This window comes from Gilliamella sp. Occ3-1, from assembly GCF_001690655.1.
Taxonomy (GTDB): domain Bacteria; phylum Pseudomonadota; class Gammaproteobacteria; order Enterobacterales; family Orbaceae; genus Gilliamella; species Gilliamella apicola_P.
The window spans coordinates 38,062-61,530 of record NZ_LZHQ01000001.1; the positions used below are offsets into that span (position 1 = coordinate 38,062).

At 34.3% G+C, this 23,469-nt stretch carries 23 protein-coding genes; 8 read left to right on the top strand and 15 right to left on the bottom strand.

The window, feature by feature from the left end:
* Positions 1 to 38: 38 nt before the first annotated feature.
* From glyS to A9G43_RS00260, 10 genes are all read right to left on the bottom strand, one after another.
* Positions 39 to 2,111: a glycine--tRNA ligase subunit beta gene (glyS, locus tag A9G43_RS00215; RefSeq protein ID WP_065605671.1), complete on the bottom strand. Its 2,073-nt coding sequence runs from the start codon at positions 2,109 to 2,111 to the stop codon at positions 39 to 41.
* 10 nt (positions 2,112 to 2,121) lie between these two features.
* The gene (gene glyQ / locus A9G43_RS00220) at positions 2,122 to 3,054 is read right to left on the bottom strand and encodes a glycine--tRNA ligase subunit alpha (RefSeq protein ID WP_065605743.1); all 933 of its coding nucleotides are present in this window, start codon (positions 3,052 to 3,054) and stop codon (positions 2,122 to 2,124) included.
* Positions 3,055 to 3,842: 788 nt separating this feature from the next.
* Positions 3,843 to 4,580: a carbonic anhydrase gene (locus A9G43_RS00225; RefSeq protein ID WP_065605674.1), complete on the bottom strand. Its 738-nt coding sequence runs from the start codon at positions 4,578 to 4,580 to the stop codon at positions 3,843 to 3,845.
* Positions 4,581 to 5,054: 474 nt separating this feature from the next.
* A complete protein-coding gene (locus A9G43_RS00230; RefSeq protein ID WP_065605676.1) occupies positions 5,055 to 5,876 on the bottom strand; it encodes a transporter substrate-binding domain-containing protein in 822 nt (273 codons plus the stop codon).
* 69 nt (positions 5,877 to 5,945) lie between these two features.
* Entirely contained in the window at positions 5,946 to 6,371 is a 426-nt protein-coding gene (locus A9G43_RS00235) for a GNAT family N-acetyltransferase (RefSeq protein WP_065605678.1), read from the bottom strand.
* A gap of 27 nt (positions 6,372 to 6,398) precedes the next feature.
* Positions 6,399 to 7,139, bottom strand: a complete 741-nt coding sequence (locus tag A9G43_RS00240; protein ID WP_065605680.1) for an amino acid ABC transporter ATP-binding protein — start codon at positions 7,137 to 7,139, stop codon at positions 6,399 to 6,401.
* Positions 7,136 to 7,876 carry an amino acid ABC transporter permease gene (locus tag A9G43_RS00245; RefSeq protein WP_065605682.1) on the bottom strand — a complete coding sequence of 247 codons (741 nt, stop codon included), beginning with the start codon at positions 7,874 to 7,876 and terminating at the stop codon, positions 7,136 to 7,138. Before A9G43_RS00245 ends, A9G43_RS00240 begins: the two co-directional genes overlap by 4 nt.
* 23 nt (positions 7,877 to 7,899) lie before the next feature.
* Positions 7,900 to 8,871 (bottom strand): glutathione S-transferase family protein, encoded by a 972-nt coding sequence (locus A9G43_RS00250; protein WP_065605684.1) that lies wholly within the window; start codon positions 8,869 to 8,871, stop codon positions 7,900 to 7,902.
* Between the two features lie 170 nt (positions 8,872 to 9,041).
* Complete coding sequence (locus tag A9G43_RS00255) at positions 9,042 to 9,743, bottom strand: response regulator (protein WP_034914423.1); 702 nt, start codon at positions 9,741 to 9,743, stop codon at positions 9,042 to 9,044.
* 15 nt (positions 9,744 to 9,758) lie between these two features.
* The gene (locus tag A9G43_RS00260) at positions 9,759 to 11,348 is read right to left on the bottom strand and encodes an ATP-binding protein (protein WP_065605686.1); all 1,590 of its coding nucleotides are present in this window, start codon (positions 11,346 to 11,348) and stop codon (positions 9,759 to 9,761) included.
* Between the two features lie 185 nt (positions 11,349 to 11,533).
* On the opposite strand from A9G43_RS00260, the gene A9G43_RS00265 reads away from it, so the two are divergent.
* The 7 genes from A9G43_RS00265 to citX all read left to right on the top strand — a co-directional run bounded on the left by A9G43_RS00265 (position 11,534) and on the right by citX (position 18,257).
* Positions 11,534 to 12,913 carry a 2-hydroxycarboxylate transporter family protein gene (locus A9G43_RS00265; protein ID WP_081297962.1) on the top strand — a complete coding sequence of 460 codons (1,380 nt, stop codon included), beginning with the start codon at positions 11,534 to 11,536 and terminating at the stop codon, positions 12,911 to 12,913.
* Positions 12,914 to 13,006: 93 nt separating this feature from the next.
* Positions 13,007 to 13,846: a fumarylacetoacetate hydrolase family protein gene (locus A9G43_RS00270; protein ID WP_065605688.1), complete on the top strand. Its 840-nt coding sequence runs from the start codon at positions 13,007 to 13,009 to the stop codon at positions 13,844 to 13,846.
* 10 nt (positions 13,847 to 13,856) lie between these two features.
* Positions 13,857 to 14,891 carry a [citrate (pro-3S)-lyase] ligase gene (citC, locus tag A9G43_RS00275; RefSeq protein ID WP_065561414.1) on the top strand — a complete coding sequence of 345 codons (1,035 nt, stop codon included), beginning with the start codon at positions 13,857 to 13,859 and terminating at the stop codon, positions 14,889 to 14,891.
* Between the two features lie 21 nt (positions 14,892 to 14,912).
* A complete protein-coding gene (citD, locus tag A9G43_RS00280) occupies positions 14,913 to 15,203 on the top strand; it encodes a citrate lyase acyl carrier protein (protein ID WP_065561413.1) in 291 nt (96 codons plus the stop codon).
* Positions 15,200 to 16,087: a citrate (pro-3S)-lyase subunit beta gene (citE, locus tag A9G43_RS00285; protein WP_034914409.1), complete on the top strand. Its 888-nt coding sequence runs from the start codon at positions 15,200 to 15,202 to the stop codon at positions 16,085 to 16,087. Before citD ends, citE begins: the two co-directional genes overlap by 4 nt.
* Before the next feature lie 12 nt (positions 16,088 to 16,099).
* On the top strand, positions 16,100 to 17,629 hold the full coding sequence (citF, locus tag A9G43_RS00290) for a citrate lyase subunit alpha (protein WP_065605690.1): 1,530 nt from the start codon (positions 16,100 to 16,102) through the stop codon (positions 17,627 to 17,629).
* Positions 17,630 to 17,705: 76 nt separating this feature from the next.
* Positions 17,706 to 18,257, top strand: a complete 552-nt coding sequence (citX, locus tag A9G43_RS00295) for a citrate lyase holo-[acyl-carrier protein] synthase (protein ID WP_065561411.1) — start codon at positions 17,706 to 17,708, stop codon at positions 18,255 to 18,257.
* A gap of 77 nt (positions 18,258 to 18,334) precedes the next feature.
* On the opposite strand, the gene metB is transcribed toward citX, so the two are convergent.
* Positions 18,335 to 19,501, bottom strand: a complete 1,167-nt coding sequence (gene metB / locus A9G43_RS00300) for a cystathionine gamma-synthase (RefSeq protein ID WP_065561410.1) — start codon at positions 19,499 to 19,501, stop codon at positions 18,335 to 18,337.
* Positions 19,502 to 19,678: 177 nt separating this feature from the next.
* On the opposite strand from metB, the gene metJ reads away from it, so the two are divergent.
* Positions 19,679 to 19,990 carry a met regulon transcriptional regulator MetJ gene (gene metJ / locus A9G43_RS00305; RefSeq protein ID WP_065605693.1) on the top strand — a complete coding sequence of 104 codons (312 nt, stop codon included), beginning with the start codon at positions 19,679 to 19,681 and terminating at the stop codon, positions 19,988 to 19,990.
* 91 nt (positions 19,991 to 20,081) lie between these two features.
* Here metJ and rpmE read toward each other — a convergent pair whose 3' ends face one another.
* The 4 genes from rpmE to A9G43_RS00325 form a co-directional block, all read right to left on the bottom strand.
* Positions 20,082 to 20,297: a 50S ribosomal protein L31 gene (gene rpmE / locus A9G43_RS00310; RefSeq protein ID WP_034914396.1), complete on the bottom strand. Its 216-nt coding sequence runs from the start codon at positions 20,295 to 20,297 to the stop codon at positions 20,082 to 20,084.
* Between the two features lie 140 nt (positions 20,298 to 20,437).
* Positions 20,438 to 21,490, bottom strand: coding sequence for an outer membrane-stress sensor serine endopeptidase DegS (gene degS / locus A9G43_RS00315; protein WP_065605695.1), 1,053 nt, complete (start codon positions 21,488 to 21,490; stop codon positions 20,438 to 20,440).
* 112 nt (positions 21,491 to 21,602) lie between these two features.
* Positions 21,603 to 22,976: a Do family serine endopeptidase gene (locus tag A9G43_RS00320; RefSeq protein ID WP_065605698.1), complete on the bottom strand. Its 1,374-nt coding sequence runs from the start codon at positions 22,974 to 22,976 to the stop codon at positions 21,603 to 21,605.
* Positions 22,977 to 23,096: 120 nt separating this feature from the next.
* The gene (locus A9G43_RS00325; protein ID WP_081297964.1) at positions 23,097 to 23,462 is read right to left on the bottom strand and encodes a YhcB family protein; all 366 of its coding nucleotides are present in this window, start codon (positions 23,460 to 23,462) and stop codon (positions 23,097 to 23,099) included.
* Positions 23,463 to 23,469: the final 7 nt, after the last annotated feature.

Here is a 23,469-nt window from a genome sequence, read left to right on the forward strand (position 1 = left end):
AGCTACCACAATTATTTTTGAACGATTAAATTCGTAAATTAAGCTTGCAATAATGAAATATCAGCTACTTTTAAGAATAAGTTTTGTAGCTTTTTCAAAAGTGCTAATCGATTAAGCCTAATACCTTCATTGTCAACCATAACCATGACAGAATCAAAAAACGCATTCACCGTCTCTTTTAATGACGATAATTCAACTAACGCATCTTGATAACGGCTTTCACTAAAATACGGTGAAAGTTTATCGGTTAAAATCGCCAATTTTTTAGCTAATTGACCTTCTGCGCCTGTCTCTAGCAAGGCTGCATTGACCTGCTCAGGAATAGTAACTTCGGCTTTAGATAAGATATTTGACACACGTTTATTAGCTTCGGCTAGTGATGAGGCCTCTGGCAAGGTTCTAAAGTGAGTGACTGCCTTAACGCGTGCATCAAAATCAGCAGGTTTAGTTGGATTAAGCGCTAAAACAGCTTGAATCGTATCAATTGCAAAGCCTTGTTCTTGATACCAAGCTCGAAAACGACCCTGCATAAAAATAACAATATCTCCAACTACGTTTTTATTATTAAGCTTATCGCCATATAATGATGCTGCATAATTGGTTAATTCAACTAGATCTAAAGGCAGTGCCTTTTCAACAATAATACGCAAAACACCAATAGCAGCACGACGCAATGCAAAAGGATCTTTATCACCTTTAGGGTGCTGACCAATACCAAAAATGCCAGCTAAAGTATCCAATTTTTCAGCGATAGAAACTGCGCAAGAAACAGTAGTACTTGGTAATTCATCACCAGAAAAACGTGGTTTATACTGTTCTTCAATGGCGGTTGCAACTTCAATACTTTCGCCATCTTTAAGGGCTAAATAACGCCCCATAATACCTTGTGTTTCAGGGAATTCAAAAACAGTATTAGTCACTAAATCGCATTTTGTTAATTTTCCCGCTCGTTTGGCTTGCTCAATATCAGCCCCAATTTTATCGGCAATAAAGCCTGATAACGACTCTATGCGAATTGCTTTATCCTTAACTGTTCCAAGTTGTTGTTGAAATAAAACTGTTTCAAGGCGAGGCAAACGGTCTTCTAAACGTTGTTTTAAATCAGTTTGATAAAAGAATTCAGCATCGGCAAGGCGAGGGCGAACCACTTTCTCATTACCCGAAATTACAACTTGTGGATCTTTTGACTCAATATTAGCCACAAAAATAAAGTTTGGTAATAATTTGCCTTGTTTATCATAAACAGGAAAGTATTTTTGATCACCTTTCATGGTATAAACCAATGATTCAGCAGGAACCTCTAAAAATCGCTCCTCAAATTTAGCAGTTAACACAACAGGCCATTCAACTAGAGATGAAACTTCTTCAAGCAAATTATCTGTTAAATCTGCTTTACCATTTAATTTTGCAGCTTCTTCTTCAGCTTGTTGTTTAATGATAGATTTACGTTTATCATAGTCAGCAATTACCTTACCACGTTGTTCCAAAATTTCAGGATACTGGTCTGCATTATCAATAGTGAACTCTTGTTCACCCATAAAACGATGGCCACGAATAATGCGATCTGATTTGATCTCTAAAATCGTACCGGGCACAAGTTCATCCCCATACAACATGGTGACAGTATGACATGGACGAATAAATTCAACTTGGCGAGCCGCCCAACGCATTGGTTTAGGGATAGGTAATTTACTTGATGCGGTTTTAACCATATCACTTAACAAATTAACAACTGGCTGACCTTTTTGATTTTGAGTATAAGAAAGCCATTCACCTTTATCGGTTTGTATACGCTCAGCCTGATCAACTGTAATACCACAACCACGAGCCCAACCTTCAGCAGCTTTAGTTGCATTGCCATTGGCATCAAAGGCTGCGCTGACCGCTGGACCTCGTTTAACAATTTGGCTATCGGGTTGCGTATCATTCAAATTTAAAACTTTTAATGCTAAACGACGGGGCGATGCATACCAAAGCACTTCACCATGTTCCAAATTGGCATTATCAAGCTGTTGTATAAAATTAGCCGCAAAGCTCTCTGCTAACGTGCGGAGTGATTTTGGTGGTAACTCTTCGGTACCAATTTCCACTAAAAATGTTTTTTGCATAATCTTCTAATTCCTACTTTGATGCACTTTTGCTAGAGAGTAAATTTTTGCACATAGGGAATCCAAGTGCTTCACGTGATGCGTAATAGGCTTCCGCTACCATTTTGGTTAATGTTCTGATGCGCAAAATATAACGTTGTCGCTCAGTTACTGAAATTGCTTTACGAGCATCAAGTAAATTAAAACAGTGGGCAGCTTTTAAGATGCGTTCATAAGCAGGTAGTGGCAGTGGTTTTTCTAACTCAAGCAAAAACTTGGCTTCTTTTTCGTGTTGTTCAAAACAATAAAATAAAAATTCAACATTTGCATATTCAAAATTATAAGTGGATTGCTCAACTTCGTTTTGATGAAACACATCGCCATAAGTTGTTTTACCAAATGTACCATCACTCCAAACCAAATCATAAACACTATCCACGCCTTGAATATACATTGCTAAGCGTTCAAGTCCATAAGTGATTTCACCAGTAACTGGCTTACATTCAAGCCCACCAATTTGTTGAAAGTAAGTAAATTGGGTTACTTCCATACCATTTAACCAAACTTCCCAACCAAGCCCCCATGCACCAAGGGTTGGATTTTCCCAATTATCTTCAACAAAACGGATATCGTTAACAGTTGGATCAAGGCCTAATTGTTTTAACGAACCTAAATAAAGCTCTTGAATATTATCAGGAGAAGGTTTTAAGATAACTTGAAATTGATAATAATGCTGAAGCCTGTTTGGATTCTCGCCATAGCGGCCATCGGCTGGGCGGCGAGATGGTTGGACATAAGCTGCATTAATAGGTTCAGGTCCCAGTGCTCGTAGGCAAGTCATCGGGTGAGATGTTCCCGCGCCAACTTCTATATCCAAAGGCTGAATCACAGTGCATCCTTGATTAGCCCAGTAGTCTTGTAACGTAAGAATTAACCCCTGAAAGGTTTTGACATTAAACTTTTGCATGATGTTATCTTTATGGTTGAATTGATATTTTGATAATTTAAATAGTGCCATATATTATACTTTTTATCAGTACTTGTGAAATGCCTAATTACCACTTGTAAAAATGCTTTCGTTGTTTGCAGTCTTTCGAGAAAGTATTGTAATAGATATATATAAACTAACTAGTTATCATACACAAGGAATATAGCAACTATATCATAAAGAAAAAATAACATCATTGATTTTGCTAAATGTTTCTATGATCAATTATATAGTTATTTATAACCGGCTAAAGACAGTTCGATTAAAGTTGTTAGCACCTTTACTAGTAAGACGACAAATTAAGATCTATAACGGAATTTATCTTTGCGGAATGTAGCATGCTGACATCAAATGTTTATCTTTAAAAATAAATTAAACAATAATCTAGTGGATAATCAGCCTCAGTACTGATAGTTTTTTGCGTGACCTTTATATGGCATTTACTCAGATGAATTTTAATTTAGCATGTCACAGTTTTGACTAACTATATATTAGGTCAATGTCTTTATACCATTGAATGTATTAATTCTGATAGTAGTTGTGAGTATCAAGGAGAGGCATACTCCAATTTGTTAAAACGTGTAATAAACATTTTATCAATCAAAAAGGTTACAAAACCCACTAGCCTACAAAGAAGAGAGTAAGTTCAACTTTCCTAGTTCCAGCAATTATATATTGTGGAAAAAGCTTTACAATCCACCAAAGTTCCAACAACACAACAACCTAGCTTAATTAGAAATCTTTTAACCAAGCCAGACCATAATTTATTAATCAATAATAATACGACCATTCAAAGGTTGAATTGGGCGATTGTTATCGTGATGCATGATTGAATGGAATTTTTCGATTTGTTCAGTGGACATACTGGTTTCTTGTTCTAAAATAATCCATCTAACACCTTCTGTACACGGTGGCGTAGTCAAAGAACCACTAAAGCGGTAAAAATCTAATCTATTTGGCAATAATGCCTTAATATCAACCGATTGATTTAATTTTTCTGTGTTTCCTGCTTCTACCGGTATTTGTTGCCAAGCTTTAGCTAACTCTGGATTATGTTTTCCCTTCTTAAACATAAGGCCTACAACTGTTAAATCACCATTTTTGTTTTTATAAACAAAATGGGCTTCCATCGGAAAGTGCTTACCTTTAATTGTATTTTCGCTTGGTGTATGAAAATGAAATTGTTGTAGGATAAAAATTTCGTTATCTATTTCGAGTGTATTGCCTTCGTTAACATTGATTTGAATTGTGTGGCCGTTGTTGATGATGTCTTGTTTCCCTATTTTAAACATCAAGTTAAGATTATTATGGTGTGTTTTTAGTGCAGATTCAATATTGATTGGTGATTGATTTTTGCCATTTTCACAGGTTGAGAATTCTGGAGAAAGTTTTCCCCAATTTTCGGGTTTAGTTTCGCCTTCATAGTCCCAATGTTGAACCGACTCCGTAGCAGCACAAGATAGACTAGTTAACATTAAGGATGCAATTATTACATTAAGTTTCATCTTAATTTTAAACCAGAAAGTTGATTAGTGGAAAACAAATTATACGCCACAAAAAATCACCTTACTAGAATATCAATTATGATTTTTTGATATTTTTTATAAAAATACTTGTAGGAAAACACCGAATTGCTTATATTTTATAATTAAAATAATACTCTCAAAACTCATAAATATTTTAACCTTTTATTGTCTATCTTTTGAATCGGTAATTATTTGCTAATTATGCCACATCTCTATTTCACTTTATTGAAACTTTACTGAGCTAAATTGAGATTTATCCGAATAAATGTTTGGTCAATATTATGGTATTTTACACAGATAAGTTTTGTTATAGCGTTTAACTTGTCGTCTTATCTCCAATTTTTCATTATGTCAATGTTGGTTTAAATATTTAACCTGATGAGGTGATAACCGATATTTATTTTCCATTAGCATAAAAGAATCGATTATCAATTTAAAAGAGTGGAAAATTGATTATTTAGGTGAATAATCTGTACCAAAATAATGTTCACTAATTTTAGACAACTTGCCATTATTGATAATTTGTTGTATCCCTTGGTTAATATCTTTAATTAACTGTTCACCTTTAGCATCTTTACTGATCAATAAATAACTGTATGGAGAACCAATACGATCAGTATCATCTTGGTTTAATTCTATTATTTTTAGGTTAAGATTATATTCAGTAATCAATTGCGATAGCATCACTTTATCGATTAATTGAAAATCATATTGTCCAGTTTCAACATGCTGAAGTACAGGCAATAAATCAGCTTCACTATAAACAATTTTAACAGGATTATTTGGATGTTGTTCATTATATAACTCTAATGCGGTAGCATAATTCAGTCCTGGCGTCACTTCGGTTGATTTGCCATTAAGATCGGTAAACTGTTTAATATTGTTATTTTTTGTTGCAACTGCAATAGCATATTGATTTTTAAAAATAGGATCAGAGTAGAAATACTTTTCTTTCCGTTTTTCATTCATGGCAAAATTATTAGCACCTACCTGATAACGCTGCGAATCGAGGCCCGCTAAAACTGATGGAAATTCAGTAATTTCAAAGCTAATCTCATATTGAGGTAGATTTGCAAATATTGTTTTTACCACATCAATATCATACCCCATTAGCTCACCTTTCTTATCTACCATGGTGAAAGGGCTTGGGGCACCAGATGTTGCAATAATAATTTTTTCTTTACCTTTTGCTTGCGTATCTTTATTTTGATTATCACAGCCAGTTAAAAATAAAGTTCCTACTACTAAAATATTTAACCACTTTTTGCAATTCATAACACTATTTTCTCCTTAAATTTGGCTTAATATTGCCAACGGATTGATTGAACTGTTTTTATCTACATTTTAAATAAAACCCATGTTTCTCATTTCAGTTAGATGATCGGATTGATAACGAACCATGCCCGTTTTCATTACTTTAAAGCCTAAATTTTTATAAAACTCGACGGTTTGTGGATGGGTGTAAAGAATAATATTGCACTGTGTTACCTGCTCAACAAGTTTATCAACTATCAGTCTTCCATACTGTTGCCCATGTAGATGTTTTGCCAATGCAATGTTATATATAGCCGCCTGACAAACACCATCAGATAATGCACGCCCAACACCAACAATGCGTTCTTGGTCCAGTAAAAATACAACAGCATAGCTATTACGAAACACTAGTTCTTGCATTTTAGCATCCAATGAACTAAGTCCATAAAAAGCAAGTAAATCTGCGACGTCTTGCCAATTAATACCATCACAATGTTGTTGAATAATAATATTCATTCATACTCCATTTATTAAATTTCATAATCAACTGCCAGAATAATATCTGGCTAAAAAATCTTTGGTTCTTTGCTGAGTTGGATTTGAAAACACTTGCTGCGGTGAACCATCTTCAATGATTTTTCCTTTATCTAAAAATAGCACCCGAGTTGCAATGTCATGTACAAAACTCATTTCATGAGAAACTAAAATCATAGTGATACCTAACTTAGCTGCTATTTTTATTGTTGCTAACACTTCTCTCACTAGCTCAGGATCGAGTGCCGAGGTTGGTTCATCAAGCAACAAAACTTTCGGCTCCATAGCTAATGCTCTGGCAATTGCGACTCGTTGCTGTTGCCCTCCTGATAGCTGTTTTGGATAATGATAAATTCGCTCAGCAAGACCAACCTGAACTAGTTTGCCGTATGCTATCTGCTTTGCCTTATCTTTTGGGTATTTTTTTACAATCATTAGTCCTTCCATGACATTTTCTAATGCATTTTTTTGTTGAAATAAATTGAATTGTTGAAATACCATTGATGTTTGTTGGCGAAATGCTACAACTTCATGCCTTTTTCTACAGTTGACATCAAATTCAAAATTATCAATACAGATCTTACCTTGCTGTGGTTTTTCTAATAAATTTAGACAACGTAAAAGTGTCGATTTACCAGCTCCCGATGCTCCAATAACCGCAACAATTTCATGAGGAAATATGTGAAAGTTAAGCTTATCCAATATCAGGTTATGATGAAATGATAATGTTAAATTTTGAACATTAATCATAATAATTTTCCTCGGCGATAACTTGGTGTGTCAACACTTTCAGAAATGGTTAAATGCTTTTCTAAATATTTCATAATTAGCTCAATAATAATGGTTAATATCCAATAAATTAATGCTAATGAAATATAAACCTCGAAATAACGGTAACTATGTCCTGCTAAAGTTTTTCCTCTACCAGTCATTTCAGTCACCGAACAAACAAATGCTAATGATGTACCTTTTAGTAAACCAATCAGCGCATTCGCTAAATTAGGTAATGCTATGATAAAGGCTTCAGGGATCACAATTCTCCGTAACAACTGGCTATAAGTCATTCCTAATGATTGCGCAGCTTCAATTTGACCTTTATTCACAGATTGTAATGCTGCGCGGATTGTTTCTGAATTATAGGCAGCCTCGTTAAAGGAAAAGGCAATTAACACAAAAAACATTGGGGATATACCATTAATATTATAGTGAGTATCATAAAAATAATTTATATAACTCAATAGGATAGGTATGCCATAAAAGCTTAAATAGAGCTGTACTAATAATGGGGTTCCTCTTACAAAAGAGACAAATACCGCTGCTATTTGTGATAATATCGGTATTTTATTCATTTTGATGATAGCAATAATTAATCCTAACATTACCCCTAGTAGCATTGAGAAAAAAGTAATAAAAAGTGTTACAGGTAAGTAAGCCAGTAATGTTGGAATTTGGATAAAAATCAATCCAATATCTAATATATTTGGCATTATAATTACTCCCATCAATAAAATTAATTATTCGAACTGAACTGTTGAGATCGGTTGTGTGGAGTATGCCAATTACTGACATCTGGGCCTAAAGGTAAAATATCATAAGGATTATGGGAATTAACGCCCAAAAAATAGCCTTTTTTTATTGCTTCAAAATCTGTTGTTTCACCAAATGCAGGGATTTGATAAAGGTCTCGAGCATAAGCCCACAAGTTAGGGTAGTCGATAATTCGATTACGATTAGTTTTAAAAGCAGAATAGTAGGCAACATCAAATCGAGCCAACGTCACATAAAGACGAAGATCCGAATCCGTAATTTTATCACCGAATAAGTAACGTGATTGGCTCAAACGCTGCTCTAACTTATCTAATTGATTAAAAACAAGGTAGTATGCATCTTCATAAGCTTTTTGCGAGCGTGCAAAACCTGCTTTATACACACCATTATTCACTTCATGGAATATCACATCATTTAGCGCATCAATATCTGCTCGTAATTTTTCAGGATAAAGGTCAGGTGCATTAGCTTTATGAAAAGGTTTAAATGCAGTTGCCCAATAATAAGTAAGCTTAAAATAATCATTATTGACAACTTTTCCTGTTTTTACATCGACAACGGTTGGCACCGTTGCTCTACCATTATATTGAGGATCCGTTAAGGCATAAATTTCGGGTAAATAACGGATTCCAAGTACAGGATCTTTGCCGTTAGCATCAAGCGAAAATTCCCAGCCATTGGAGGTTCTAATCGGATTGACTTTTCCAACACTAATTACATCTTCTAATCCTAATAATTTTATAGCAATCATTGAGCGATGCGCCCATGGGCAAACAGCCGCCCAAATTAAACGATAACGACCTGCTTTAACGGGTAGCTGTCCAGATTTATCACCAAATTGTGTAACAAAACGATTTGTCTGGCGAACAAAAGCTCCATTTTTGTCAATCTCATTATTTTCAGTAGTAACGATCTTTCCTATAACTAAAGACATACGCTTACTCCTTATTATTTTGTACTGCAAAATTTTAACTATTTGGCAACTAGGTGGGGTAAATTTAGCATCAAATATTTTGCAGTTAAAATAACAAATAAGCATATTTATATAATTATCAATTATATATAAAATAAGCTATGATATGAAAACTTTCTTAATTAAGAAAACTATTTCCCTAAACGTTTATATAGCCTTTCTGGTCGTCCAATTTTTCCATGATTAAGTTCGACTGTTAATAATTTGATTTGTACACAATATTCTAAATATCGCCTAGCGGTTGTTTTGCTAATATTGGCTTTTTCGACTATTTCGTCAACAGTGAGTGCTTTATCGGTTTGCATAAATAAGTCTTTGACTTTTTGTAGCGTGATTTCTTCAATCCCTTTGGAGTGGCGGTTCATATCAACAAAATCTTTAGTTTGCAAATTGAAAAGTTCGTCTATTTTTCGTTGATTGACATGTTTTTGTAAACTTTGTCTATATAGAAAGAGTTCAAAACGCTCAAGTGAATGTTTTAATCGTTGATAAGAGACGGGTTTAATCAAATAATCAAACGCACCATAACGAATCGCTTTACTACAAGTATCCATATCACTTGCAGCTGTAATAAAAATAACATAGCAATCTAGATGATTATTTATGATGTATTCAAATAATTCTATTCCTTTGCCGTCAGGTAAATAATTATCGAGTAATATTAAGGTCGGTTTTAGTTTTTCTACCATTATTTTAGCTTCTTCTAGTGTTGAAGCTATTCCAATTACTTTAACTTTTGTGTCTTTTTGAATAAACTCTGCATTTAGTTCTGCTAAAATTGGCTCATCTTCAACAATAAGCACTTTGATATTATCTTCTTGAAATTGATTCATATAATTGCCTTTTTATTATTTAGGTATAAATACAGAAAAAATTGTTCCATAAGGGATATTATCTTCAAATGTAATATAACCATTGGCCTTTTTTATATAGGTTGAAACAAGGTGTAAACCAATACCATGTTCTTTACCTTCTTGCGATGTGACGCCAGGTTCGAAAATTGAATCGCGAATATTTTCATCAATGCCACAGCCTTGATCAGTTACCTCTAATACAACTTCATCTGTTGCGTCGCTAAGATAGAGATAAATAGTTTTATCTCCGTGCTCGTTTTTTAAGCTAGCGTTAAAAGCGTTATCAAGCAAATTACCTAAAATTGACATAAATTCAATTTCAGTGATAAGTGAAGGTAATGCATTTAATTGGCATGCTGGATCAAATACTAGATTTAAACCAATTTCATGTGCTTTTGAATATTTTCCAATTAATAAACCACATATAGCCGGCACATTAAAATGTTCGGTGATAAAGTCTAAATTACTTTGATTATTGGCAGATTGCAATGCAATAAATGATTGCGCTTCTTCATAACGTTTCATATAAATTAACCCAGATAAAGTTGCCAACCAATTAAGATGCTCATGTCTTAATGCGCGTAAATTATCTACATATTGGGTTACTTGTGTTAATTGCATGCTTAATATATTAATATCATCAAAGTTACGAAAAGTAATTACCCAGCCTTGAATTTTATCATCAATGACTACTCGAACTCTGCTTGCTATGACAATCATGTTATTGAAATAGCAAATATGGTCATGTATATCTTCAGTTTGACTTTCTTTTTTATAAATGAAGTCGCTTGATTTAATAAATTCGCTTAAATCATATTCATGTAACTCATCGTCACTTATCTTAATATTTAACATTGTACGAGCAGATTGATTGATATTGATGATTTTATGATTAAGATCGATTGCGATAACACCTTCAAAAATCGATTCCATGATCGATTTCTGACTTTTTACTAGTAGTGCAATTGCTTTAGGTTCTAAATTAAACATCTGTTTTTTAATCGCTTTTGAAAAGCAATATGAAAAGATAAATAATGCTAAGAATAGCAAGGAGCAAAAAATGATAAACGGTATAAATTGTTGTATATGCAGTGCATAAATATCATCAATCATATAACCGACCGAGACAATGCCAATAACCTTATCATATTCGACAATCGGAGCTTTACCCCTTAATGCTAAGCCAAGAGAACCTTCACTAATGGTGATACTACTATTACCATTAAGGACCTCTTGATTATCATCCCCAACCATAGGGGAGTGTAAAGGGCTATTAGCTGTATGAAATAGACGATTAGCATTGGCATCGCCAATAACAATATAGCTCGCATCACTTTGTTTAAATATGCCTGTAATTAAATCGGCTATTTTATTGGTGTTTTTGTCTTTGACATATTCAATTAAACTTGGTAAAACAGATAACTCTTTTGCTTGAATTTGCGCTTTTTCGCCCAAGCTTCTATACAAATTTGTTTCAGTTGTGTTCCAAATATAGCTTTGTAATAGCGCAAGAACAATCAACGAAAAAAACAAAAGCGAGAAAAAAAGTTTTGTGGTAAATGATAAATAGATTTTTTTTCGCATTTTATATTTGCTTTTTTCAAAATAAGTTCAAATAAGTGTATCACAGCATTAAAAAACATATATCCTTTAAAACCATAAAAACCACAGTTAATTTATGATTTATATCACAAAAAAATTATTAAATTTTTGTAAAGATACGCACCAACAATTTCGAATAAATTAAGACATTTTGGAGAAAAAATTAAATGGTGAATTTTAACTCATCTGAAAAAATCATTAACGAAAAAGAATCGACAGGTAAGACTGTTACAGAAAATCTGACAGGTTGGCCGTATAATTGGTGGCGATTGATGGATAACTATAAAATTGGTGTTATCCCTCTTCCTTTATTTATTATTGCAGGAATTCTTATTTTTACTGAAGTGTTTGTAACAGGTAAATTACCTAGTGAAATCGTTGTAATGGTTGTTACTTGTGCTTTTTTTGGCTTTCTATGTGGTGAGATTGGTAAACGTTTACCGATCATTGGAAAAATGGGTGCTGCAGCAATTTGTGCAACCTTTATTCCATCAGCTCTAGTTTATTATGGTATTCTTCCTGAACCAGTTGTTGATGCAACAAAAAAATTCTATAAAGATACACATATTCTTTATTTATACATCTGTTGTATCATCGTGGGTAGTATTATGCATATGGATAAGAAAACACTTATCCAAGGATTCTTAAAAATCTTCGGTCCAATGGTATGTGGTGAAATAGTTGGTATGCTTGTTGGTGTTGGTGTTGGTTATTTGCTTGGTTTAACACCATTTGAAACATTCTTCTTCTTAGTATTACCTATTATGGCTGGTGGTGTTGGTGAAGGTGCGATTCCACTTTCAATCGGGTACGCTTCAATCTTAGGTATGGAACAAGGTGATGCGCTTGGTCGTGTGTTACCAATCGTAATGTTAGGTGGTTTAACTGGCATTATCTGTGGTGGTATTCTTAATCGTATTGGTAAAGCTTATCCACACTTAACAGGTAACGGCCGACTATTACCTGCAGACGATGAAGTCGCTGATAAAAAAGCAGCCAAAACTGAATCGATTATGGATGTAACAACATTTGCTTCAGGTGTATTATTAGCGGCTATTCTTTATATGGTTGGTATGATTGGTCACAAAGTGACTGGTATTCCAGCTCCAGTAGGAATGCTATTTGCAGCTGTTTTTGTTAAATTAGTATCTGGTGTTTCACCTAAAGTATTAAGTGGTTCACAAGTTGTTTATAAATTTTTCCAGACGTCTGTTACCTATCCAATTTTATTTGCAGTAGGTGTAGCAATTACACCATGGGAAAAAATTGTTGAAGCGTTCACTATTACAAACTTAATTGTTATTGTTTGTACAGTTGTTAGTTTGGTTACTACTGGTTTCTTTGTTGCTAAAAAACTTGGTATGTATCCAGTTGATGCTGCTGTTATTTCTTGTTGTCAAAGTGGCCAAGGTGGAACAGGTGACGTGGCAATTTTAACTGCTGCAGAACGTATGGAACTTATGCCATTTGCACAAATTGCAACTCGTATTGGTGGTGCTATTAATGTATCAATATCATTACTTATTCTCGGCAATTTCTTAGTATAGATTTTACATATTAAATGACAACCTTAGTTTATACTAAGGTTGTCATTTCTATTTGATATTTACAATTAACAAAATAGTTTTTAAGGAGTTTTCATGAAGCTTGTTAGTTATCTTGTCTCTGGTAGAGCAAGTTTTGGTCTTCTTACTCACAACGGTATTGTTGATTTAAAGCAAAAATTAGGTGATAAATACGCTGATTTAAAATCACTACTTGCCGATAAAGAAGGACTATCCGTTGCCAAAACCTATCTTGATGCCCCAAGTGACATTGATGAACAAGACATTACTTATTTGCCCGTCATTCCAAATCCAAACAAAATTCTATGCGTTGGCATGAACTATGCCGAAAAACGGGCTGAATTTAATGAAACCAGTTCAGCACCAACGCTTTTTGTTCGTTTCCCTGATTCTCAAACAGGTCATAAAACTAACATTATTAAACCAGCTATTACTAATGAGTTGGATTATGAAGGAGAATTAGCTATTATTATAGGTAAAGCTGGTTTTCGTATTAAGCAAGAAGATGCGTTATCATATGTAGCTGGTTATAGCTGTTATATGGATGGTTCTATTCGTGACTGGCAATACACTTGGTTTACTGCAGGTAAAAACTGGCCTAACACTGGTGCTTTCGGTCCATGCATTACAACAAGCGATGAAATCCCTGATCCAAAAGTATTATCTTTAACTACTTATTTAAATGGCGAACAAATGCAACACGATTCAGTTAAAAATCTTGTGCATACCGTGCCTGAATTAATTTCTTATATTAGTACTTTTACACGTTTATCTCCGGGTGATGTTATTCTTACTGGATCACCAGGTGGAGTTGGTAAAAAACGTAATCCTCCAGTATTTATGAAAGATGGCGATACAATTGAAGTCGAAATTACAGGAATTGGTCGACTAACTAATTATGTAGTAGCTGAATAGAGGTAAATTTATGTACGATTTAGTTGATTATGCCGTTGTTGATATTTCTAAAGCAGAACAAGATTATAAAGAAGTTAAACAGTTGCTATCTCGCTCTGATCTTGATCTGGATTCACAAGTTACTGTTTTTATGGTAGCTAAAATCAATGAACAAATTATTGCTTGTGCAGGTATTGATCGCAATATTATTAAATGTGTTGCTATTGATCCTAATTATCGTGGCAATCAACTAAATCTAACCTTGATGGATCATGCAATAAAATATGCCAATGAAAATGGCTATTTCCATCTTTTTTTGTATACAAAACCTGAAAATATAGATTTTTTTAAAGGATGTGGGTTTTATCCTATTGTTGAAATAACAGATCTTGTCGTCTTAATGGAAAACAATCCGGTTGGAATAAGACAATATTGTAAACAACTAAGCACGCAACAAAAAGAAGGGAGTAAAATCGGTAGCATTGTTATGAATGCTAATCCTTTCACTAAAGGCCATCAATATCTTATTCAATATGCTGCAAGTCAATGTGATTGGTTGCATGTTTTTGTTGTCAATGAAAATGCATCGCTATTTTCATTTGATACACGTTTGAAATTAGTTAAAGATGGTACTAAACAGATAAAAAATGTTACAGTACATGCAAGTTCTCCTTATATTATTTCAAGAGCAACATTTCCAACTTATTTTCTAAAAGATAAGACAAAAATCGATCAGGCCTATATGGGTATCGATCTGCTTATATTCCGAAATTATATTGCTCCAGCGCTTAATATTAACTATCGATTTGTTGGAACTGAACCCTATGACGAAGTAACTAAGGCTTATAATGAAGCAATGTCTTATTGGCTTGAAGATAAAGCAGTTAGTAACCACTCAGCAATTACTTTTGTTGAAGTTCAACGAATAACCGAAGGTGATACTATTGTATCAGCTTCATTAGTAAGAAAATTATTGGCATCAGGGCAATATGAAGAGGTAAAAAAACTAGTTCCATCTACTACATGGGATTACCTTTCAGCTAATTTGGATAAATTTAAAATTTAATACGTTTTAAAAGGTAAAAAAATGAAAATACAAAAAGAAGCCATGGCGGGGACTCTTGAATCTAGCGATTTGTTAGTCAAAGTCATGCCAAACACGGGAATTGAAATTGTTATTAATAGTGATGTTAATAAACAATTTGGCGATCAAATCCGTGCGGTTGTTGATCAAACTTTAAATGAGCTTAATGTAACCGACGGTTTAATCATTATTGATGATAAAGGTGCACTTGATTGCGCTATTAAAGCTAGAGTTCAATGTGCAGTTTTACGTGGCGCAGAAGAAGAAAACTTAGATTGGAGTAAATTACTATGAAAAAATTACGTCGAAGTATGCTATTTCTTCCAGGTGCAAACGCCGCTATGTTATCAACTTCGTTTGTTTATAAGCCTGATTCAATCATGTTCGATCTTGAAGATGCCGTTTCAATTAAGGAAAAAGATTCAGCACGTTTATTAGTTGCACAAACTTTACTTCTTCCTGTTTATAAAGAGCACGGAATTGAAACAGTAGTACGAATCAACGCGCTTGATACTCCATTTGGTCTAAAAGACCTTGAAGCAGTTGTAAGAGCTGGTGTTGATGTAGTACGTTTACCTATGACTAACTGTGCTGAAGATATTCATGAGTTAGAAGCTCATGTTGAAAGAATCGAAAAAGAGTGTGGGCGTGAAGTTGGTAGCACTAAATTAATGGCTGCAATCGAATCTGCTCAAGGTGTTGTTAATGCCGTTTCTATCGCTAAATCTTCTCCACGTTTAATCGGTATTGCGCTAGCTGCATTTGACTATCTTGTTGATATGCAAACTGAACGTGGCGATGGTACAGAATTATTCTATGCTCGCTGTGCAGTATTACATGCAGCACGTGTGGCTAAAATTGATGCTTTTGACGTTGTTTACTCTAATGTTAATGATGATGAAGGTTTCTTGAAAGAAGTCAGCTTAATCAAAAAATTAGGTTACAACGGTAAATCGCTCATTAATCCTAGACAAATCGATCTGCTCCACAATGCTTATGCTCCAACAGCAGCTGAAGTTGAACATGCCCAAAAAGTGGTTGAAGCAGCAGAAGAGGGAGAAAGAAAAGGCCTTGGCGTTATTTCTCTAAATGGCAAAATGATTGATGCACCGATTATTGCTCGAGCTAGAAAAGTTATTGAGTTGGCTAAGTATTCTGGTGTACGTAAAGAAATTTGATAGGATTGAAAAATGACTACTTCTATAAACAAAAAAATTGATGATTTGCTTAAACAGCACCCTGATCTCAAGAATATTAAGCCTTTTGTTGATGCTAACGCAACAACACCATATTTAAAAGATGAGTCTAAATATACGCGTAAATTGTGTGATTCTATTGAGCAAGCAATTAAAAAATGTGAATTGCGTGATGGTATGACTATCTCTTTTCACCATGCATTTCGTGAAGGCGATAAGGTTATCAACAAAGTTGTTGAGACTATCAGCAATTTAGGCATTAAAAATTTGACGCTAGCTTCAAGTTCTTTATTAAGCTGTAACTCAGCGTTAATTCCTCATATCGAATCTGGTGTAATTACTAAAATTTATACCTCTGGTTTACGTGGTAAATTAGCCGATGCGATTTCTCACGGTTTAATGGATAACCCAGTCCATATCCATTCTCATGGTGGACGTGTAAAACTGATCCAAAGTGGTGAAATTAACATTGATATCGCATTTTTAGCTGTATCAACCGCTGATGAACAAGGTAACGCTAATGGTGTATCTGGAAAATCACAATGTGGTGCTCTAGGTTATGCTATGGTTGATGCGCAATTTGCGAAGAAAGTTGTACTATTAACTGAGGATATTGTTGGATATCCTAACCATCCAGCAAGTATTCGCCAAGATCAAGTTGATTATATTGTTAAAGTTGATGAAGTGGGTGACCCAACTAAAATTAGTGTGGGCGCAGCGCGTATCACTAGCAATCCACGCGAGCTGATGATCGCTCGTTATGCAGCTGATGTTATTGAACACTCTGGTTATTTTAAAGATGGTTTTTCAATCCAAACTGGTTCTGGTGCATCGTCAACTGCAGCAACTCGTTTCCTTGAAAATCGCATGCGTGCGAAAAATATCACTGCATCATTTGCTTTAGGTGGTATTACAGCAAGTATTGTTGATCTTCACGAAAAAGGATTAGTTAAACGTTTATTAGATACTCAAAGTTTTGACGGCACTGCGGGGCAATCTTTAGGTAAAAATAAAGATCATATCGAAGTTTCAACTAATGTTTATGCAAATCCTGCCTCAAAAGGTGCAAGTGTTGATGAGCTTGATATTGTTATTTTAAGTGCGTTAGAAATCGACCTTGATTACAATGTTAATGTATTAACTGGTTCTGACGGTGTAATGCGCGGTGCTTCTGGTGGTCACTGTGATACAGCTGCTGGTGCAAACTTAACAATTGTTGTTGCGCCACTCATTCGTAGCCGTATTCCAACAGTAATTAAAAAGGTAACAACATTAGTTACTCCTGGTGAAAGCGTTGATGTGCTAGTCACTGACCATGGTATTGCTGTTAACCCTAATCGTCCAGAAATTGCTGAACGTTTAAAAGCAGCTAATTTACCAATTATGAGCATTGAAGAGCTTTATCAACGTGCTGTGTCTTTAACTGGTGAACCAAAACCAATCGAATTTAATGATAAAATCGTTGGTATCGTACATTTCCGTGATGGCTCTGTTATTGATGTCGTACGCCAAGTTAAAGATTAATTTTAATCTTTATTAATATAGTAATAGCCTGACATGTAAAAGTGTCATGCTATTACTTTTCTATTTGATGAAAAAAATGCAAATTAAATTTGATGATGGCACTCCTATTACCCTTGAGCAAATGCTACTAGCCAAGGAAAAGCGAGTTGAAAACCAAAAGCATGCAATGACATGCTATAAATATCCAATCATATCATTAAGCATAGTTATTCCTGGTCCTATAAAAAACAGTAGCGGAGCCCGTTATCTTTTTGACGAAGCAATTAAAGCTTTACATCTCTGTTTTTTACAAAACGATATAACAATAATCAATGAAGATCATTTCCATTACATTACTGGTTCAGAAGCAATCATAGCAATTAAATGTTCAGCTAAAACCCTTAAAAAATATTGTATTGAAGTCGAAAATAATCACCCCTTAGGGCGTTTGTGGGACATTGATGTCATTGACATTGTTACACAAAATAGCCTTTCACGTTCTCAATTCGAAAATCAACCAAGACAATGTTTGGTCTGCAATGAAGAGGCAAAAATTTGTGGTAGAGCTAAACGGCATTCAATCGATGAAATTTTTACCGCGATAAAAAAGAAGATAGAAAATTTCAGAAAGAATAAAACATTACTTTAATAAAAGTGCAAATAATAGGTTGATGAAATAACATTATAGCATTATATCATCAACCCTCTTTCAATCTAAAAATTCAATTAGATTGTTTCAAGTGCTTGCTGTAAATCAGCCAGTAAATCAGTAATATCTTCTAAACCAACTGAAATACGTAATAGCTGATCTGAAATACCCGCTGTTTTTCGTGCTTCAGCACTAATACCTGAATGTGTCATTGTTGCTGGGTGGCAGACAAGACTTTCAACGCCACCAAGTGATTGAGCTAAGGTAATAATTTTAAGCGCTTTTAAAAACTTCGGCATTACATCGGCATTTCCAACTAGTTCAAAACTTAGTAACGAACCAAACCCCTTTTGTTGTTCTTTAGCAATATCATGCCCAAGATTAGATGGTAAAGAGGGATGAAATACTTTTGCTATTTTTGGGTGATTAACAAGAAACTCAACAACTTTTTGGGCATTTTCTTGTTGTAAATTAACACGTGCAGCAAGAGTTCGTAACCCACGCAATAAAAGATAACTATCAAATGATGAAGTAAGCGTACCAATATTATTGGCCCACCATAAAACATCTGTAGCAAGCTGTTGGTCTTTGAAGACTAAAATTCCCGCTAATAAATCCGAATGCCCATTTAAAAATTTGGTACAAGAATGGCTGACTATATCAGCACCAAGCTCCAACGGTTTTTGTAAAATCGGCGTCATAAACGTATTATCGACTAAAACCAAAGCACCAACATCATGTGCTTGTTGGGCTATTTTTTTGATATCAACAACACGAAGTAATGGGTTACTTGGTGTTTCAATCAATACTAATTTAGGATGTAAATTAAGTGCTTCTTGTAAGGCTATTGAATCAGATTGATCAACAAATTTCACTTTAAAATAGCCTTTTTGGCTTAGACTATTAAAAAGTCGATAGCTACCACCATAACAATCATGAGGAGCAATAACTAAGTCATTTGGCGCTAATAAAGCAACACTGATAAGGTGAATTGCTGACATACCACAGTTTGTTAAGATAGCATCGGCACCACCTTCTAATTTTGCAACAGTTTCTTCTACTAATCGCCGACTAGGATTCGCTTTTCGGGCATAATCAAACTTTCTTGGTTTTGCAAATTCTTCATAACGATAACAAGTAGATGGTGTAATAACAGGTACGACACTACCATATTGCTCATCAGTATTAATCCCACCACGAACAGCTATTGTTCCTTGGCTTAAATTGTTGGTTTGACTAACCATAATAACATTCCTCTAAATAATACTTTGCTTACTTCCAAAACAGATTGTATAAGAATAACACATTCAATAAGGACGTCAACATGTCTAGACGTCTAACTATCTTGATGTGTAGATTGCAGAGAAATAAAAAAAACGTTAGAATTGCCCACATTATTTGTGATGTAATTTGGTGACAAGATGATGGAATGGAATGGCGAATATATAAGCCCTTATGCTGAGCATGGTAAAAAAAGCGAGCAAGTAAAAAAAATTACAGTATCAATTCCGTTAAAAGTTTTAAAAATATTGACTGATGAGCGTACTCGCCGACAAGTTAATAATTTACGTCACGCAACAAATAGTGAATTATTGTGTGAAGCCTTTCTCCATGCTTATACTGGCCAACCTTTACCTTGTGATGACGATTTACAAAAAGAACGCGAAGACGGTATTCCAAAACAAGCTCAAAAAATGATGCAAGATTTAGGTATTAACCCCGAATTTGATTGATCATTAACTAAAAGATTTATTCTAAAAAAACAAAAGGCGCGTTATGCGCCTTTTTAACTATTGTTAATCTTTTACATGGTTTTTGGGGAAATTATTTTTTACCACCAACCATAGCAAAACGTTGTTTAAACTTATCTACACGTCCACCAGTTGCAACATCACGTTGTTTACCTGTATAGAATGGGTGACATTCACCACATACATCAAGATGAATATCATGACCAACAGTAGAATGGGTTTTAATAACGTTACCACAAGAACAAGTTGCTGTAATTGCAGTATATTCTGGATGAATACCTTCTTTCATAATAAGCCTCTAAAGTTTTTCGTATCGCTATATAAATGGCTATAAAAGCAAAATCTATACACCATACGAATGTTAAAAAACATGATAAGACCGCAGATTATACAGTCAATGACTGTGTTAATCAAGAAATAAAAGAACAATTAAACAGGTAATTGACCTATTGTTACTTGCAGTTCAATCTTTTCACCATTTCGCAGAACTATAATGGGGACAATTGTACCTGGTTTCAACTCTGCTATTTGATCCATTGTTTCAACAATTGATTTAACAGGCTTATTATCTACCATAATCAGAATATCATTGGTTTGTATTCCTGATTGCAATGAAGGACCTTCCGCTTTGGTGACTAAAATACCTAACACCACAGGTATATCACTTGGATTTTGAGTTGGTGCAAATTCTAATCCATCAATACCTATATACCCTCTAATGACTTTTCCATCACGAATTAATTTATTCATGATTTTAACTGCTAATGCTGTTGGGATCGCAAATCCAATTCCCTCCGGAAAATCATTTCCTAAATTTTTTGCAAAGGTAAGAGTATTAATTCCCATTAATTCACCTTTAGTATTTACTAGCGCTCCACCTGAATTACCGTGATTTATTGATGCATCTGTTTGAATAAAATTCTGCCTTCTGTATGGACTCAATCCATCACGGCCTGTAGCACTGATAATACCTTGCGTAATAGTTTGTCCTATATTGTAAGGGTTTCCTATGGCTAAAACGACATCACCAATTTTTGGTTCGCGTTGAGGATTAATCAATATAGTTGGAATATTAAAGGCTTCTATTTTTAATACAGCAAGATCAACAAGTTTATCTGAACCTACAGATAAAGCTTCGAATATACGCCCATCTTGCAATGCAATAATAATTTGTTCCGCATCTTCAACAACATGATAATTAGTAACAATGTAACCTTGATCACTCATAATTACCCCTGAACCTAGCGGAGTTATTGGGTTATTTTGTGATTCTTGAGAAAAAGAATTAATTGAGCGACTATAGATATTAACTACTGCTGGAGCCGCGATTTTAACGGCACTAGAATAGCTTAATGGCTCGTTACTAAAAATTGAGGTTGGAAAATTTGATTGGGTTCCCTTTTGTAAAGAAGGAAAAACAATCAATAAGACAATAGCTAAAACCGTTCCAATTAATATTGGCCATAAAATTCTTTTAAGCATTACTTTCAGGATTTTAATGGGATGAATGGTAAAGATTTTAGCACATCTATATTAAGGTTAAAATTAGAGTTTTCGTCGATGCCAAGGCATCGACGATACAAAAGGAAACTAATTATCGTAAAATTAAATATAAGCGACTATCACCACGAATTATATTTAATGCAATTACTGATGGGTGACTATCAATAATTTTTCGAAGATCTGCAATATTAGTTACTCGTTCTTTATTAACACCAGTAATAAGATCTCCCTCTTGCAAACTGAGTCGAGATGCAGGCGAATTTTTAGCAATATTTTCTATTAAAACACCTTTTTGGCCTTTAATTTCCCCATTGCTAAGCGTTGCACCATCAAGAGCAGAATGTAGCGATTTCGCATCAGTTGCTGTCTCATCGCTATTTTTTAGTTTTACCTCAACAGATATTGTTTTACCATCGCGAATTAAGCCTAACCGTACAGTTCTTCCTGCTCCAGTTGTCGCTATTTTTGCACGTAATTCAGCAAAACTATCAACTGGTTTACCATCCATCGAAATAATAATATCACCAGATTTAATTCCTGCAGCTTGTGCAGCTGAATTTTCAATAACTTCACTAACAAAAGCACCTTTTTGAACATCAATATCAAACGCTTTTGCTATATCCGATGTCAATTCATTGCCTTTGATACCAAGCACACCACGTTTTACTTCACCAAACTCTATAAGCTGAGAAGTTAAACTTTTTACCATATTACTAGGAATTGCAAATCCGATTCCAACATTACCACCGCTTGGAGCAATAATGGCTGTATTAATACCTACAAGCTCACCTTTTAAATTCACAAGTGCTCCACCAGAGTTACCTTGGTTAATTGAAGCATCTGTTTGAATGAAGTTTTCAAAACCATTCATATTAAGTCCACTACGAGCCAAAGCTGAAATAATCCCTGAAGTAACGGTTTGACCAATGCCAAATGGATTACCTATAGCAACAACATAATCACCAACACATAAATTATCAGAGTCGGCTAATTTAATAGCTGTTAATTTTTTGGCATCATCGACTTTAAGTAATGCTATATCGCTTTGTGGATCCTTACCAATTAGTTTTGCTTTAAATTCATGGCCATCATTTAGAGCAACCGTAATTTCATCAGCACCATCGATAACATGATTATTCGTAACAACATAGCCTTTTTCGGCATCAATAATCACACCAGAACCTAAACCTGTAAACGCCCTTGATTGGCTATCTGGATAACCAAAAAAACGTCTAAACTCTTCTGGCATATTATTTTGCATTTGAGCTGTTCCTTCAACTTTAATACTAACAACTGATGGTAATACAGTTTCAAGCATAGGCGCCAAACTTGGTAGTTGCATATTATTATCGGTTGAGGCTGGAGGAAAAGCAGCATAAGTATTCGGAAGTGCAGACAAACTCATTCCTAAACTTAACGCTAAAATACTTAATAATTTTTTTTGTTGTTTTAATAAATTAATCATCTTAGAACTCTCGCTTTTACAAAAATTTACTCTCTATAAAATTGTTTGGAATTAAGTAACGGTCAACAAAATCATAGGTTAAGATTTATTTATATCCGTTTTAAATAAACTGAAGAATTATCAAGAATAATCTCTTGGTTGCTTATCAAGTGTAATTTCTTTTTTTTCGTCCAAATCTGAGTTTGAATCAAAATCTAAAGAGTGAACTTTATCACTATCCATAAATTGACTAGAGTTTTCTGCCATATGTTGATAAAGACGACGAAAATCTTTAGCCATATTATCCAATATCTCTGCACTGTGTGAGAAATGTTTAGCAATCATTTGTTTTTGCGCTATTAATTCATCTTTTGTTTGATCTAATTCTTGTTTAACTTTGGCATATTTACGTGCTTTAGGACTAATAAGGTTCGTGGAAACAAAACTAACAATAAAACCAATTAATAATCCGATTATAAGATAAGTAATCATATCTTTATCCATCATTCACTCC

Excerpts from the sequence above, each read along its gene's own strand:
- citE (WP_034914409.1), top strand. The coding sequence starts at position 15,200 with ATGAAAAAATTACGTCGAAGTATGCTATTTCTTCCAGGTGCAAACGCC.
- citC (WP_065561414.1), top strand. The coding sequence starts at position 13,857 with ATGTACGATTTAGTTGATTATGCCGTTGTTGATATTTCTAAAGCAGAA.
- A9G43_RS00245 (WP_065605682.1), bottom strand. The coding sequence starts at position 7,876 with ATGCCAAATATATTAGATATTGGATTGATTTTTATCCAAATTCCAACA.
- A9G43_RS00250 (WP_065605684.1), bottom strand. The coding sequence starts at position 8,871 with ATGTCTTTAGTTATAGGAAAGATCGTTACTACTGAAAATAATGAGATT.
- A9G43_RS00230 (WP_065605676.1), bottom strand. The coding sequence starts at position 5,876 with ATGAATTGCAAAAAGTGGTTAAATATTTTAGTAGTAGGAACTTTATTT.
- citX (WP_065561411.1), top strand. The coding sequence starts at position 17,706 with ATGCAAATTAAATTTGATGATGGCACTCCTATTACCCTTGAGCAAATG.
- citD (WP_065561413.1), top strand. The coding sequence starts at position 14,913 with ATGAAAATACAAAAAGAAGCCATGGCGGGGACTCTTGAATCTAGCGAT.
- A9G43_RS00320 (WP_065605698.1), bottom strand. The coding sequence starts at position 22,976 with ATGATTAATTTATTAAAACAACAAAAAAAATTATTAAGTATTTTAGCG.
- metJ (WP_065605693.1), top strand. The coding sequence starts at position 19,679 with ATGATGGAATGGAATGGCGAATATATAAGCCCTTATGCTGAGCATGGT.
- A9G43_RS00325 (WP_081297964.1), bottom strand. The coding sequence starts at position 23,462 with ATGATGGATAAAGATATGATTACTTATCTTATAATCGGATTATTAATT.
- A9G43_RS00235 (WP_065605678.1), bottom strand. The coding sequence starts at position 6,371 with ATGAATATTATTATTCAACAACATTGTGATGGTATTAATTGGCAAGAC.
- A9G43_RS00255 (WP_034914423.1), bottom strand. The coding sequence starts at position 9,743 with ATGAATCAATTTCAAGAAGATAATATCAAAGTGCTTATTGTTGAAGAT.
- A9G43_RS00240 (WP_065605680.1), bottom strand. The coding sequence starts at position 7,139 with ATGATTAATGTTCAAAATTTAACATTATCATTTCATCATAACCTGATA.
- rpmE (WP_034914396.1), bottom strand. The coding sequence starts at position 20,297 with ATGAAAGAAGGTATTCATCCAGAATATACTGCAATTACAGCAACTTGT.
- glyQ (WP_065605743.1), bottom strand. The coding sequence starts at position 3,054 with ATGCAAAAGTTTAATGTCAAAACCTTTCAGGGGTTAATTCTTACGTTA.
- A9G43_RS00265 (WP_081297962.1), top strand. The coding sequence starts at position 11,534 with ATGGTGAATTTTAACTCATCTGAAAAAATCATTAACGAAAAAGAATCG.
- A9G43_RS00260 (WP_065605686.1), bottom strand. The coding sequence starts at position 11,348 with ATGCGAAAAAAAATCTATTTATCATTTACCACAAAACTTTTTTTCTCG.
- degS (WP_065605695.1), bottom strand. The coding sequence starts at position 21,490 with ATGCTTAAAAGAATTTTATGGCCAATATTAATTGGAACGGTTTTAGCT.
- citF (WP_065605690.1), top strand. The coding sequence starts at position 16,100 with ATGACTACTTCTATAAACAAAAAAATTGATGATTTGCTTAAACAGCAC.
- metB (WP_065561410.1), bottom strand. The coding sequence starts at position 19,501 with ATGGTTAGTCAAACCAACAATTTAAGCCAAGGAACAATAGCTGTTCGT.
- A9G43_RS00225 (WP_065605674.1), bottom strand. The coding sequence starts at position 4,580 with ATGAAACTTAATGTAATAATTGCATCCTTAATGTTAACTAGTCTATCT.
- A9G43_RS00270 (WP_065605688.1), top strand. The coding sequence starts at position 13,007 with ATGAAGCTTGTTAGTTATCTTGTCTCTGGTAGAGCAAGTTTTGGTCTT.